12 protein-coding genes and 1 tRNA gene are annotated in these 11,659 nt (G+C 60.1%); 5 read left to right on the plus strand and 8 right to left on the minus strand.

Annotation, left to right across the window (positions count from 1 at the left end; genetic code table 11):
- Nucleotides 1-46 precede the first annotated feature (46 nt).
- Entirely contained in the window at nt 47-1,021 is a 975-nt protein-coding gene (locus tag BP858_RS01880) for a DHH family phosphoesterase (RefSeq protein WP_214166033.1), read from the minus strand.
- Nucleotides 1,022-1,157: 136 nt separating this feature from the next.
- Here BP858_RS01880 and BP858_RS01885 point away from each other — a divergent pair.
- From BP858_RS01885 to BP858_RS01895, 3 genes are all read left to right on the plus strand, one after another.
- A tRNA-Phe gene (locus tag BP858_RS01885) sits at nt 1,158-1,231 on the plus strand.
- A 756-nt stretch (nt 1,232-1,987) separates the two neighbouring features.
- Nucleotides 1,988-2,650 (plus strand): phosphoribosylanthranilate isomerase, encoded by a 663-nt coding sequence (locus BP858_RS01890; RefSeq protein ID WP_062261337.1) that lies wholly within the window; start codon nt 1,988-1,990, stop codon nt 2,648-2,650.
- Nucleotides 2,651-2,938: 288 nt separating this feature from the next.
- The gene (locus tag BP858_RS01895) at nt 2,939-3,154 is read left to right on the plus strand and encodes a DUF5320 family protein (protein WP_074174782.1); all 216 of its coding nucleotides are present in this window, start codon (nt 2,939-2,941) and stop codon (nt 3,152-3,154) included.
- Between the two features lie 201 nt (nt 3,155-3,355).
- On the opposite strand, the gene BP858_RS01900 is transcribed toward BP858_RS01895, so the two are convergent.
- The 3 genes from BP858_RS01900 to BP858_RS01910 all read right to left on the minus strand — a co-directional run bounded on the left by BP858_RS01900 (nt 3,356) and on the right by BP858_RS01910 (nt 5,394).
- Nucleotides 3,356-3,529, minus strand: a complete 174-nt coding sequence (locus BP858_RS01900) for a 4Fe-4S binding protein (RefSeq protein WP_074174781.1) — start codon at nt 3,527-3,529, stop codon at nt 3,356-3,358.
- Nucleotides 3,530-3,604: 75 nt separating this feature from the next.
- On the minus strand, nt 3,605-3,871 hold the full coding sequence (locus BP858_RS01905) for a DUF5320 domain-containing protein (RefSeq protein ID WP_349680556.1): 267 nt from the start codon (nt 3,869-3,871) through the stop codon (nt 3,605-3,607).
- A gap of 263 nt (nt 3,872-4,134) precedes the next feature.
- Nucleotides 4,135-5,394 (minus strand): hypothetical protein, encoded by a 1,260-nt coding sequence (locus tag BP858_RS01910; protein WP_250317129.1) that lies wholly within the window; start codon nt 5,392-5,394, stop codon nt 4,135-4,137.
- A gap of 461 nt (nt 5,395-5,855) precedes the next feature.
- On the opposite strand from BP858_RS01910, the gene BP858_RS01915 reads away from it, so the two are divergent.
- Nucleotides 5,856-6,239 (plus strand): Hsp20/alpha crystallin family protein, encoded by a 384-nt coding sequence (locus BP858_RS01915; protein WP_238320431.1) that lies wholly within the window; start codon nt 5,856-5,858, stop codon nt 6,237-6,239.
- A 42-nt stretch (nt 6,240-6,281) separates the two neighbouring features.
- Here the strand turns inward: BP858_RS01915 and BP858_RS01920 are convergent, their stop codons facing one another.
- The 3 genes from BP858_RS01920 to BP858_RS01930 form a co-directional block, all read right to left on the minus strand.
- Complete coding sequence (locus BP858_RS01920; protein WP_062261324.1) at nt 6,282-7,607, minus strand: glycosyltransferase; 1,326 nt, start codon at nt 7,605-7,607, stop codon at nt 6,282-6,284.
- Between the two features lie 159 nt (nt 7,608-7,766).
- The gene (locus BP858_RS01925) at nt 7,767-8,195 is read right to left on the minus strand and encodes a response regulator (protein ID WP_062261321.1); all 429 of its coding nucleotides are present in this window, start codon (nt 8,193-8,195) and stop codon (nt 7,767-7,769) included.
- A gap of 3 nt (nt 8,196-8,198) precedes the next feature.
- Nucleotides 8,199-9,998, minus strand: coding sequence for a PAS domain-containing sensor histidine kinase (locus tag BP858_RS01930; RefSeq protein ID WP_214166032.1), 1,800 nt, complete (start codon nt 9,996-9,998; stop codon nt 8,199-8,201).
- Between the two features lie 216 nt (nt 9,999-10,214).
- Here BP858_RS01930 and BP858_RS01935 point away from each other — a divergent pair, with 216 nt between their 5' ends.
- Nucleotides 10,215-10,895 (plus strand): 2,5-diamino-6-(ribosylamino)-4(3H)-pyrimidinone 5'-phosphate reductase, encoded by a 681-nt coding sequence (locus BP858_RS01935; RefSeq protein WP_074174779.1) that lies wholly within the window; start codon nt 10,215-10,217, stop codon nt 10,893-10,895.
- A 428-nt stretch (nt 10,896-11,323) separates the two neighbouring features.
- On the opposite strand, the gene BP858_RS01940 is transcribed toward BP858_RS01935, so the two are convergent.
- A partial coding sequence (locus tag BP858_RS01940; RefSeq protein ID WP_286878693.1) for a hypothetical protein occupies nt 11,324-11,659 on the minus strand: 336 nt, incomplete at its 5' end.

Here is an 11,659-nt window from a genome sequence, read left to right on the forward strand (position 1 = left end):
GAGGAGGCCTGCCCCGACTACTGGAAGCGCCTGGTCGACCGGGCGTTCATCTCCCGATAGACTCCGCCGCATCAGCAAGGAGGCGGTAGTGGCGGTTCCGCTTTAAGAGCCAGAAGAGAATGCGGTCGAGGAGGTTGAACGGAAACGTGCCCCCCGCCGCGTGGGGATGGCCGCCGCCGCCGAACTCGCGGGCGATGAGGTGACTGATCGGGGGAACGGAGCGGATGGAGACACGACCGTTTCCGGAGACGACTACCTCGATATCGGTGCCGAGTTCGTCCCTGATGGCATGCGCGGTCTCGCTCGGGTAGCCGTAGAGGGGGGCAAACGCGATCCGGTAGCGCCCGTCCTCGATGATGGTGGTATGCCGGAGGCTGTGCCGGATGTCCCGCTCCATCTCGCGGACGATCTCTGCATACTCGCTCTCGACCTTCGCATCGACGATGGTGCCCCGGACAAGGTTGTCGCGGACGTACTCCCGCCATCCCTTCCGCATCACGACCTGGCCGAGCATCTTCGATCTGGGGTCCCGGTGTTTCCAGAGGTCGTAGTCGCAGACGACCCGGGCGATCTCTTCCGCCACCGCATCGCCGGGCGCAAGGTCGCGGGCGACGATCCCGGTGGCGCAGGTGGCAACGTCGATGTGGAGGAGGCTTGTCCTCGCATCAACGGCCCGGACCTCCTCGTCCTTCCAGCGGTGATGGTCGCGCCACTCGATCCGCCACCCGTTCGACCGGGCCTTGGCGAGCCGCTGCTCGACGCCCTGCTGGTATCCGAGGTCCGATATGCTGAGGAGGTCGCCCCGCCCCGGGGAGCCGGCCACGGCGTCAAGGAGGGAGAGGAACCTGCCGACCGAACACCAGATGGTGAAGACGTCACCGTACTTCCTCCGGTGGATGGCGTCCCCTCCGACAGCATCGAGGTCGTTGTGTGTGAGGTGCACGACGGCCCCTGTCCTCCCGGAGAGCGCCTGCATGAGGTTTGTGCCACGGGCACCTGACTTCTGATCACTCCGGCCCATTGTCCAGTAGTATCGCTGTGGGACGTGATAAACAGGCGGTTTCGGGCCCGCCGCGGTTCCCCGGGGGATGCGGGGGCTGCCCGCCCGGGGAGCACAGAATTTATTAGGAACGAACGACTACATTGTTAGGCAGAAAGCCCCTGTAGCTCAGACTGGGAGAGCGCCAGACTGAAGATCTGGTTGTCCCCGGTTCAAATCCGGGCGGGGGCACTTCGAGCAACTTTTCTGATGCCTTCGTATCACAAATGTGATAGTAGCACCCGCACACCCGGGACCTGGGAGTAGTAGGCTATTTCACCTTAACTTGAGGGTGCGCTGGAGTGATCGCCGATCTCACGCGAAGGCGCGAAGAACGCGAAGGGTTCTGGTTGGGGGGAGATACACGGGCATCAAGGCTTCGCGCGAGAGCGCGAGAGGCGGTATTGCATGGACAATATTAGATGAAATGGTGCAGTAGTGCCCTACGAAACAACTGATACTAAACTTTGTTGAGATCTCGTCTGGGTGTTCCCGATTGATTGCAGTCCGGGGCACGGCCTTCCCTTAGGTATCGCCATGACTGCCCCCGCCCCCTGGGGCGGGGGAGGAGGCCGGAGGCCGGGCAGGGTGGGGTGATGGGGGTGCGGTTCTTTGCGCAAGACAGGGGAGGGGGAGACCCCTCCCCGTCAGCCCCACCCCCATGGCGATAGCCACCACGGTCCACGGCATGAGGACATGCTTGAGAAGAAAAAGGTCGAACTCCAGGCCAGGTCCGACACCAATCTCGTCGGGGAAGAATGACAGCCAGAATAGGGCTTCACCAGAACCCGATAATGGAAATCTTCTCCCCAGGTTATTTTTTGTCATGAACGCGGGTTGGTGCGCAACGTAATTCGGTCGGACCCTCTGAGATCAATTATCAGTTAGATGCTGGAGCACTACCGATCTGGGAGTATCCTATTCTGCCATAACGACAGAGAGATTCTGATGCGTATCAAATTCTGCGGAACAACCGGTCTTGCGGATATGCAGTGCGCCGTCGATGCGGGCTGTGATGCTCTGGGTTTCATCATGGGCGTGACCCATCGGAGCAGCGACGTCGTAACTCCCAAAGAAGCCGCGAAGATGATACGAGAGCTCCCGCCGTTCATCGAACCGGTCGCAGTCACCCACCTGCAGGAGACAGAAGACCTCATCAGACTGGTGAAGGACTCGCGCTGCACGACACTGCAGATCCAGGATACCATCGAGCCATCCGAGATAGACGTCATCCGTAACGCACTCCCGTATCTGAAGATCGTGAAAGCCGTTCACGTGACGGACGAGTCGGCCATAGCGATGGGAAAACGCTACGAGCCCTATGCCAATGCGCTCATCCTTGACACCAGGACCAGCGAGAAGATCGGGGGGACAGGAATCCCTCACGACTGGAATATCAGTGCAACAATTGTTGCAACCTCGGCGATTCCCGTGATACTTGCAGGAGGGCTCACTCCGGAGAATGTTCGCGAGGCGATACGGAAAGTCCGCCCCTATGGAGTCGATGTGCATACCGGCGTCAAGAAAGACGGTGTCCGCAACCCCGAGAGAACCCTGGCTTTTGCCCGCGAAGCACGATGCGCGTTGCCGAACTCCTGGAACGAAGGATAGATCCGAACCAGGAATGGACCGGCCCGCATTCGTTAACATTCAGGCAAGCGGAGGCACTCTGCCTTTTGCAGGCCCCGTCCCGGCGAGGCCTGCCGTTTCTCCGGGCTTGCCGCGCAGGACTCCCGGACCCGGGATGTTTTGATAGCGATCGCGTGGTTCTCCGAGGTAACCCGGCACGAACACCAATACCGGCCTTTTCGCTCGCCGCCCGCCGCGATAGAAATATTTATTTACTTATGAACATATGAGTAATAATAGCGGGCGGGGGTACGCCCGCAGGAGGAAACCATGCCAGGATTTGACGGCACAGGACCGGGAGGGCAGGGCCCGATGACCGGCGGCGGATTCGGCTACTGCCTTCCCGCCACCCGAAGGCGGCTGCCGCCCATGTGGGGCTGTCGCATTCCATACTCGCCTTACCCGGGACCGGTCTACGGTCTCGGCCGGGGAGGGATGCCCCGGGGTGGCGGCCGGGGCCGGGGTCGCGGATGGCGGTGCTGGTAAAACACAGGGCCGGTGCAAGAACCTCATCTGCACGCATCACCAAACACCTCCTTGTGGGACCGGCACCAAACCCTCCTTCTCATTCTCCCAATCACGCTCCACCACCCGGGTAGCCTGCTACCACCCATACCCGGGTTTCACTAGATAAAAGGGCTATCCCGTAAAATCATCTGAAAAATAGTCGTTCTCACCCGACCGGCACTATTCGAGATGAATCGCACCGGAAGGGCACTCATCGACACAGGTACCGCAATCGACGCAGAGCCCGGGATCAACCTCTGCTTTTCCTTCTTCCATCCGGATCGCTACAGCTGGGCAGACATCCACGCAGGTTTCGCACCCGGTGCAGAGTTCCGGATCAACCACTGCCGTCATGCTCACTGCACCCCGGCAGGCTCAGCGAGGTGCGGCCGGATGACAAACCGGCCTGCACCAGCTCGTATCAGGCGTTCACCACCGGCGTCTGCGTCCGCCGCCAAATCCTCTGCCGCACCCCCAGGGGATCCCGCCTCTCCCCAGGCCGTAAACCTGCGGCTGTTGAACCGGAGCCTTCGGGGTGGTCTCGCTCGTCTCTCCAGCAGGGCTGCCCTCTGCCAACGGCTGCGGCGGCTGGACGCACCGGCCCATACGCCGCCCGGTCATCGGCCCCATGCCTCGGGGCCCAGTACCATCAAATCCTGGCATTTTTTCTTTCCTCTGTTGGTATATATTACCCATATGCGCTTAATATTATAAACATTTCTATTACGGCAGGCAGTGTCGAGATTGCTGTAACGGTTGAGGAGTCGGGGAGAACAGGAGGGACCTCATTGCCACCGCCGATACCGGCCGGGTGGCCTGGCTCTGCCGGATCTTCGCGATCCGCTACGACGACAGAATACAGGTCGAAGACCGGAGGCGGCGAACCCACGGAGCAGGGGGCGCAGCATGCGCTCACGTGCACTCCTCTGCAACCCCGACCGTCACGCAAAAAAGAGATTTCACCGGGCCGGCACTGCCGCCATGCCCTTCTCCACCCGGCGCGCCATCTCCTGCTTGACCCTCCGGATATTCTCCGCCTGGTCGCGCTCTGCAAGGTCGCGGACCGCTTTGCCGACGACATCCTCGCTCGGGACGCCCTTCGCGTTCATGACACGCTGGTAGGCGAAACTCGCCCAGTCGTCAGGGAGGTCGCGGAGCCGCACAAACTCCATGTTGTGGGGTGAAAGGTCGAGCTGCTCATCGATGACCCGGTTGACGTAATCCTTGTTCGACTCAAAGACGATCAGGGGCTCGATGACGTCGGCCTTCATGATATCCCGGATATCGCGGCCCTCGTGCTTCCTGATGAGTTCGGCACACATGGCAAAGTGCGTGATCTCCATCCTCGCAAACATCTCCCAGATGCTCCGGATCCTTGAATCGCTCTCGGTCTCTGCGCAGGAGAAGTAGTTGTAGGCCTCGTTGAGCTCGATCATCGCCATCTTCTCAAGCATCGTCTCCCGTGGATCGCCGAGCAGCCCGTACTGGGTCACGTGCTGCTCCTCGATCTCGGCAATCTCCGCGTAGAGCTGCCGCGCGATCGCATCAGGATACATGAACCCGTGCGACCGGTAGAAGAGCATCGTCTGCTGCTCCCCCGAGACGATCGTGTTGTAGTTCATCTTCGTCTTGATATCGGCCGAATCCTTGTCGTAGTGCTTCCGCATCGAGTCATCGGGGTGACGGTGCTCGATGCTCGTCGGCCGGCCTGGTTTCACATCGGTCTTACCCTGGACGATCACCTCGGGGTCGCCGCCCTCGATGTAGTCGTAGAGGCAGGCGTAGCGGTAGAGGTGGTCGAAGTCCTCGAGCAGCGCAAAGTCCAGCGTCTGCTTCACGTAGGAATCAGGCTCGTTCTTCGCCAGATTCGCCGTAAGGTCGACCGCCACCTGCTCGTAGCCAAGCGTCGTCTCGATGACCGACTGGTCAGCCGGGTTGAGCCAGTTGACCGCAAGTTGCTGCTGGGAGTCGATCCGCCGTATCAGGGCCATCGCCCGCTTCACCTCGGGGTCCGGGTGCATCCGCTCGATAGCGTGCGACATGAGGACAGCGTTGTTCTCGATGCCGTTCATAAGGATAACCCGGGTCCGGGTGTAGGCGCCCACCGCCTTCTTGTCATACGGGGCCGGAAGCATATCCTTCCAGTTCATAGGCTGCTCTTCGATCGGTATTCCTTCCAGTTCAAAGGGTTTAAATTGGGCCATCTCGTCTTCCTCCATAACCCCGCCGAACCATCCACCGGGGAGGGGCTCCCGGGCGATATGGTGACACGGAGGCGGCCGGAGTGGTCACCCCCGTGACCCGGGGTTCTCCCCACCATACCGGTCAGGCTACAAATATCTGACGGGCAGCATAAGGACGGGCAACAACTACACCTCCCGGCAACCCGGGCGATACTCCCGAAGATAACAGCCCAATTATCCTGATCGGGCCATCTCCGGGCCGCTCCGGGACCGCAAGATATACACTGCCGGAGGCGTAGGTTTGTGCAGGGGCGGCCCTGTGCGAAGGCTTAAGTATACCAGCTCACGAGAGATCCCCGGATGGCGACCAGCCATTCGATCCAGCATACCAGACCAGCCAGGAGGAGGAGCCATTGACAGGAGAGAACGAGGGTCCCGGTCCTGCGCGAAGGCGCCCAGATGAGCCAGCGGACGATCAGGGGAGGACCGTAAGGGACGTGGAGACCGACAGGCTGCCGCCGATATCCCGCGGGAGCGACCGTGACTTCCGAGGCCTCTCCGCGGACTTCCGGGTTGATATCCTCGACCACGGTGACCAGGTGATCGTGGTTGCGGAACTCCCCGGCGCAGAGGAGGATGCGATCAATATCCGGCTGCTGAACCCGCAGACCCTGCGGATAACGGCAAGGCGGGCCGGGCCGGCCGGGGAGGGATACTACATCCAGGAACGCGGCGGCGGCACCCTGAGCCGGCTGATACGCCTGCCCGCGAGTGTAACAGGAGAAGCCGCAAAGACCAGTTTCAGGAACGGCGTCCTCGAAGTGCGCTTAACGAAGATGAAGATCACCGGACCCGGGGGAAAGGAGATACCCATCGAGTGATCGCGTAGCCCCTCAACCAAGGGGGCCGGGGGAGGGCACCAATCAGTACTGCGGCGTGCCCGTGGCCATCCGTGCCGTCACCACCTGCGGGTGGTAGCAGATGACGCTGTCCCGGGCGGTGATCCTGCCGTTGACCAGCTGATCGACGACGGTGAGGTGGTCCTGCACGCCCCTGGGGAGCAGGTAGTACTCCCGCACAAACTCCCTGCCCCGCCTTCCCATCTCCGCGGCCTTCTCCGGGTGTCGGAGGAGGTGCAGGATCCTATCAGCGGTCTCCTGAACCGTCGAGACCAGGTAGCCGTTCCATCCATCGCGGATCTGGAGCGGTATGCCGCCGACGTTCCCGCCGACGACGGGTTTCCCCTTCCAGAGCGCTTCGGTCACCGTCAGCCCGAACCCCTCTTTTATGGACTTCTGGACGACCACGTCCGACGCCCGCTGGAGCGCGTTGATCTCCCGGTGGCTGTCAGGCGGGAGATCGAGCACATGGATGTCGGGATCGTCCTCGGCCGTCTCGCGCACATCGCGCAGGACAATGTAGCACTCAGGGTCGTCACATGCCCGCCCGCCGACGAGCACGAGTTGACAGGGAGTCTTCCTGCGGACCCTCTTGAACGCCTGGATGACGCCGACTGGGTCCTTGAAGACATCGTAACGGGAGACCTGGGAGACGATCGGCTTTTCCGGGTCGATCCCGTACTTCTCCAGCGTGGCGTCAATCTCGGCAGCGGGGATATCGCGGTTCTTCTCTGAGAGGGGGTCGATGAACGGCGGGATGATGAAACTCGGCACACTCCAGAGAGGGAGATACTGGAAACTGGAGAATATGCTTGCGTGGTACTTCTCGACCAACCGCCGCATGATATTGCCGATACTCCCCACCGTCTCGGTCGGCACCGTCTCCAGCTGGACATGACACCGCCAGATCAGCCTCTTCCCGGCGAGATCCCTGCTTGTCAGGAACTCGATCAGGCCGAGCGGCTGGGGGTCATGGATGGTCACAACGTCGCAATCATCCTCAATCAGACCCTCGTTCTGCCGCTGGGCATCCCAGTAGGTCTCGATCATCTCCGGCGAGAACCCGTCCCGGCCCTGGAGAAAGTTGTGGAGGGTCTTTGTGACGTCGAAGAACGCGGGTTCGGCCTCCATGACGCTCCATACCGTCTCAATGCCGAGCGCGTTGAGGAAAGGAACGTACGACATCAGGATCTCGGCCACGCCGCCACCGTAGCGGGTCGAGTTGATCTCCTGGAGCCTGATGCCGCTCAGGCGTTCTGCAAGTTCCTCGACGGCTGAGAACCGCTCCGCTCCCACAATCTGCCGGTACTCCCTGAGGGAAGGACAACCCGGGAGATCAGTAACGATCATCAGAGTTCCACTGCCGGGTAATACACCTCCAGCCAATAAAATGCCTTTCGGTGTGGGGCAGGGAGCCCCGGTGCAGGCAGGCACGATCAGAATCGCTGTTACCGTGCGGGACGGGCGCTTCCCGGAAACGATGCATCGGGGAGGGACCGCGCAATGAGGTTATCTGCTCCGGATCTCCGGTTTAACCTGAGCGTTGCCGTTGTCTGGACGAGAAGAGGAGTCACGGGGAAGAACCCTCTCCAGCGCCGCTTTCAGTTCGGCAAGCGAGATGGGCTTCTCCAGGACACCGACGATATCCTCCGCATACCGGGAATACTCCTCCGGCCAGACATGTTTTGCAGTAAAGAGCAGGACCGGGATATCCTTGAGTTCCTCATTCCGCTTCAGTTCTTCGAGGAACTGCCACCCGTCGATGGGAGACATCATCACGTCGAGGATGATGAGGGCAGGCTTCTCCTTCTTGATCATCCGCAGTGCATCCCACCCGTTATGGACCAGTACCGGTTCGCGGTTGATCTTCCGGAGCAGCAGTTCCATCACTTCTAGCGTCGGCAGATCATCATCGACGACCATGATCTTGCTTCCCATGGTTCATACCTCCCGTGGTATTCTGATGGTGAAGGTACTCCCCTCACCCACTACGCTTGTCACAGTTATTTCTCCTCCATGCAGCTGGATGTACCTATTCGCAATGGCGAGCCCCAGGCCTATTCGCCCCCCTTTGCGGTTCAGTTTATCGGCGCCCCCGATATAGAACGGCCTGAAGATCGATTCGATGACATCAGATGAGATACCGATGCCATTATCACACACCATAATATAATGGTTCTTATTTGATTCCGTGTAACGTATCCGTACTTTTTTTGGCGGCACATTATACTTAACTGCATTTGATACCAGGCTCTCCACCACCTGGTAGAGCCGGTCGGGATCTCCCCATATACAGACATCCTCAGATATTTCGTTGCTCATCTGCGCCTCCCGGTCGTAGTTGCCTCCGGTGATGACAGAATCGACGAGACGACGGAGTGAGACCTCCCGGATGGTGAGCTCGATATGGTCCATTGCAAGCAGGCTCAACTCGACCATCCTCTCCACCACGGCCTGCTCCTGTCGGGCACACAGAAGGCAGGTCCTGAGGTACTTCCCTATCTCCTCTGAAAGACCGTAATACCCGGGATCATCGACGATCATCTGAAGATAACCGATGAGCGGCTGAAGCGGCGTGCGCAGTTCGTGGGACATGGTGGTGACGAACTCCTTCCATTGGTCAATCTCCCACGCCATCTGCTTGCAGGCAAGCCGCTGCCGCCTCATCTCGGTAGTGTCGCGCGCCGATCCCATGATACCCATAAGGCCGCCATCCCCCCCGTACATCGGGGCGATCGTGATGGAGAAGGTATGACGGTCGCCCGCGATCTCGAGGTCAAGGTTGTATTGGGCGGTCTCCCCTGTATCCACCACCTTTCGGACCTCCTCCATATGCCGCACGGCCAGGTCGTCGGACAGGAGGGCGTCAGCACCGAGACCGATGAGGTCGTCGGGAGAGATGTTGTGCTCGGGTGCGCGCATCCAGGAGAAGTGAAGGATACGGCCTGCAGTATCCTGCATGAAGAAGATATCGTTTGACTGGTGGATGAGCCGCCGCAGACGGCCGTTTGACTGGACAAGATCATCCCGCTCGCTCCTGAGGTTGCCGGTATCCACGACCGTGCACTCAAAGAGGTTCTCAGGGACCAGCGCCCGGCAGGAGAGGAGGACCGCGTGGGCATCGCCGTTTCGCGCAAGGAAGATCATCTCCATATTCCCGATGTAGCCCTCTTTCTTCATCTCTTGGATGAACCGGGTCTTCGCAGTTCCATCCGCCCAGAACTTCTCAGCCGGGATGCCGACCAGTTCATGGGGCGCGTAGCCGAGGACCTCAGCAAACCGGCTGCTCGCACAGAGAAGCCGGAGCGTCTCCGGATCGCAGAGGAACTTTGCGTCGCGGGCATTCTCGACGAGGCTCTTGTACCGGGAGACAGCCAGATGGGAGTGCTGTGAGAAGAGGGTCATAGCCCCAAAGAACCAGAAGAATGCCACCACGTACAATCCCGGAACTATTGGATCTACGGTAAAGCCAAGTGCCATGTAACGGAGATGGATGAGGGCGAACCCGGCAACCAGGAGTGCGGTCACCTGGAGCCCGTGCCGGGGAAACCAGAGGACGGCAAAGAGGATGGGGATGCAGCAGAGCAGGGGAGAGAAGAGATAGGCATCGGATTCCACCCCGTTCGCCGTCAGCATGAGTGCTATTGCCGAAAACGACAATATCACAATCATTTTGACGATATCCGTCTCGCTGAAGATGTTTTCCCGGAAGAAGACATGTAGCCGCGGGTCTGGAGCCATGGAAGATAATGAGAGATATTCAACAAGCCTCATATATAATGATCGAAATCTTCAGACACCGGATAGATAATAATTCGAGAAGATAAATAGTTCTGTCCGCTTTGGCAGGAATCGGTGTCGGATATTTCCTCTTCACCAGACGGGCTGGAGAAGGCCGCGGATCGCCCCACGCCGCAGGAGGACAGATATATGAAGATCGTCATGCAAACGTAGCATATGCGCCCGTTCGTCTTTATCAACATTGCCATGAGCGCTGACGGGAAGATCTCGACGAGGGAGCGGCGGCAGGTTCGGATCTCAGGGACTGAAGACTTCTCGCGGGTCGACCGGATCAAGGCGGAGAGCGATGCTATTATGGTCGGCATCGGCACCGTTCTTGCCGATGACCCCTCGCTCACCGTCAAGTCCCCGGAACTCCGGGCCGAGCGCGTAGCGGCCGGAAAGGACGAGCATCCTATCCGCATCGTGGTGGACAGCGCAGGGCGGACACCCACGGATGCAGACATACTCCAGAAGGGGACCGGGAAACGTATCGTCGCGGTCTCACGTGCAGCACCCCGGGAGAGGGTGGAGGCCCTCGCGGAGCATGCCGACGTCATCGTCGCAGGTGATGAGAACGTCGATCTTGGGGCGCTGCTTGCGGAACTCTACCGGCGGGGCGTCCGCCGGTTGATGGTCGAGGGCGGGGGGACCCTGATCTGGACGCTCTTTGAGCAGGGGCTCGTCGACGAACTCCAGACATTCATCGGCAACATGGTCATCGGCGGAAAGGACGCCCCAACGCCAGCGGACGGCACCGGTTTTCTCAGGGAGGCGGATTTTGCACGGTTACGCATCATCGGGACCGAACGGCTCGATGACGGCCTGCTCATACGGTGGAGCGTGGAGAAGAGGTGAGATCAGGAACTCAGCAGGGCCCTGGAATATGCCCTTCCCTCTATTTTGGAGATTCAGGCTGAACCTGTGAACCAACCCTGAGGCGTAACTCATAGCTGCATGGATACAGCAGGTGGGGTGCAGGCTCTCCCTGCACCTGGTTTTTCCCGGGGATCGCTTGGTGCAGTGGACCCTTGTAGCCCCCACCCCGCCCGCGCTTCGCGCTCCTCCTCCGCCCACCAGGGGCGGGGGCAGTGCGGGGCGATACCCGGGGGTCCCGTGGAATGTGGAAATCCGGCCCGGAGGGAGAGGTCCCAGGAGCAGAGCCTCGCGGAGGAAGTCTTCCCGGTCTCGGTTCTCTCCTGAAGCACCATCAGCGAACCCGTCAGGCGTCCGTTATGACGCCCCCCCAGGGCCGGTCAGCAGCTTACAAAAAAGTAATTTTTTGGTTATGGGACTTCTACGATCTTGTCTACTACCTTGTAGGTGCCTCCCGTGACGAGGGAGACGGTTATCTCAACCCTGTTCTCACCTTTTGCATCTGTGATGGTGACCTCATCGCCGATGACCGGCTGCAGGGTCTCGGTGACGACATCGCCGGTCGACTTGGTCACGCGGAGATCGATGTTCTTCTTCAGGAGATCCTGGCCTTTGCCACCGCTGAAGGTGATGGTAAGGTCGTGCGTGAACCGGGAGGGGTATCCGGCCATAATCTGGAACTCAACCTCCTTACCTGGGGGCAGCGTCTGCGTCGGGCCGGGCGTGAGCGAGACCGGGGTCGTCGT

It is taken from the genome of Methanoculleus sp. UBA413 (assembly GCF_002502935.1).
Lineage (GTDB): Archaea > Halobacteriota > Methanomicrobia > Methanomicrobiales > Methanoculleaceae > Methanoculleus > Methanoculleus bourgensis.

Bases quoted from the DNA above. Each gene is read 5' to 3' on its own strand.
- BP858_RS01905 (WP_349680556.1), bottom strand. From the start codon at position 3,871: ATGGGTAATATATACCAACAGAGGAAAGAAAAAATGCCAGGATTTGAT.
- BP858_RS01930 (WP_214166032.1), bottom strand. From the start codon at position 9,998: ATGGCTCCAGACCCGCGGCTACATGTCTTCTTCCGGGAAAACATCTTC.
- BP858_RS01935 (WP_074174779.1), top strand. From the start codon at position 10,215: ATGCGCCCGTTCGTCTTTATCAACATTGCCATGAGCGCTGACGGGAAG.
- BP858_RS01890 (WP_062261337.1), top strand. From the start codon at position 1,988: ATGCGTATCAAATTCTGCGGAACAACCGGTCTTGCGGATATGCAGTGC.
- BP858_RS01920 (WP_062261324.1), bottom strand. From the start codon at position 7,607: ATGATCGTTACTGATCTCCCGGGTTGTCCTTCCCTCAGGGAGTACCGG.
- BP858_RS01910 (WP_250317129.1), bottom strand. From the start codon at position 5,394: ATGGAGGAAGACGAGATGGCCCAATTTAAACCCTTTGAACTGGAAGGA.
- BP858_RS01895 (WP_074174782.1), top strand. From the start codon at position 2,939: ATGCCAGGATTTGACGGCACAGGACCGGGAGGGCAGGGCCCGATGACC.
- BP858_RS01900 (WP_074174781.1), bottom strand. From the start codon at position 3,529: ATGACGGCAGTGGTTGATCCGGAACTCTGCACCGGGTGCGAAACCTGC.
- BP858_RS01880 (WP_214166033.1), bottom strand. From the start codon at position 1,021: ATGGGCCGGAGTGATCAGAAGTCAGGTGCCCGTGGCACAAACCTCATG.
- BP858_RS01925 (WP_062261321.1), bottom strand. From the start codon at position 8,195: ATGGGAAGCAAGATCATGGTCGTCGATGATGATCTGCCGACGCTAGAA.